Source organism: Mesorhizobium sp. M7D.F.Ca.US.004.03.1.1 (assembly GCF_003998635.1).
Classification (GTDB): Bacteria; Pseudomonadota; Alphaproteobacteria; order Rhizobiales; family Rhizobiaceae; genus Mesorhizobium; species Mesorhizobium loti.
In genome coordinates, this window is record NZ_RZQG01001333.1 from 1 (window position 1) to 1,194 (window position 1,194).

A 1,194-nucleotide genomic window follows, 5' to 3' on the forward strand; every position below is an offset into this window, starting at 1 on the left:
GCCCATGCTGTTTCGGAAGTTGCACGCGAAAATCCCGGTACGACGACAGCCGTGGTCGGCGTGATCGGCCTGCTCGGCTTTCTGGCCGGCTTCGCCATTGGCCAGTCGATGAACGACACGTCGCGCCGCTGGTATTGATCGCGGCGCGATAGGGCCGGTTTCTCCGGCTCATTTCCCTGTTTCAGCACATCATCTTTAAGGAGGGCACCATGGCTTCATCCGCGTTGATCAGCATCCTGATCACATTCCTCGTCATCATCCTCGTTCTCTATCTGGTTCAGCGTCTGCCGCTCGATGCCCGCATGAGGCAGATCGCCCAGATCATCGTGATCATCATTGGCATCATTTCGCTGCTCAAATACCTTGCGGTTTTCTAGGCCGCGAAGGGCGCCGATGTTCAATTTTTCATGCCGGCCCGGTTCTTTGCGACCGGGCCGGCGTCGTTTCAAAATGCGTTTAATCGATTGATATTGCTGGCTATTCGATAAAGTTTTGGATGGGTCTTGCCGTTGTCATGCTCGCCTGACAAAACAGGCCCGCCTCCGGCGGGAGGCCGCATTGCCAACGAGGAAAATCACCAGATGAATGTGGCCCAGAACATCGTCGCCGGTCTTGACCGGATACTCACCATGGAACTGGTGCGCGTCACCGAACGGGCCGCCGTCGCGGCCGCCAGGCTGCGTGGGCGCGGCGACGAAAAGGCGGCCGACCAGGTCGCCGTGGATGCCATGCGCCAGGAGCTCAACCGCCTTGCCATCAAGGGCACGGTGGTGATCGGCGAGGGCGAGAGGGACGAAGCGCCGATGCTCTATATCGGCGAGGAAGTCGGCTCGGGCAAAGGTCCGGCCGTCGATATCGCACTCGATCCGCTCGAAGGCACGACGATCTGCGCCAAGAACCTGCCCAATGCGCTCGCCGTCATCGCGATCGCCGAGAAGGGCAGCCTGCTGTTCGCACCCGATGTCTACATGGACAAGATCGCCATCGGCCCTGGCTATGCAGACGGCGTCATCGACATCGATGCCTCGCCGGCCGAAAACATCGCCAGTCTCGCGAGGGCCAAGGGTGTCACTATATCGGATATCACCACCTGTATCCTCGACCGGCCACGTCATGCCAAGCTGATCGATGCGGTGCGCGCCACGGGTGCCGCGATCCGGCTGATCGGCGACGGCGATGTCGCCGGCGTCATCC

2 protein-coding genes are annotated in these 1,194 nt (G+C 60.7%); both read left to right on the forward strand.

The features are described 5' to 3' along the window. Nucleotides 1-209: 209 nt before the first annotated feature. Nucleotides 210-377, forward strand: a complete 168-nt coding sequence (locus EN935_RS36825) for a Thivi_2564 family membrane protein (protein WP_109671537.1) — start codon at nucleotides 210-212, stop codon at nucleotides 375-377. Between the two features lie 204 nt (nucleotides 378-581). After that, the coding region (locus EN935_RS36830) for a fructose-bisphosphatase class II (RefSeq protein ID WP_127374283.1) at nucleotides 582-1,194 on the forward strand (613 nt) is incomplete at its 3' end.

Coding starts and splice junctions, on each gene's coding strand:
- EN935_RS36825 (WP_109671537.1), top strand. CDS start 210: ATGGCTTCATCCGCGTTGATCAGCATCCTGATCACATTCCTCGTCATC.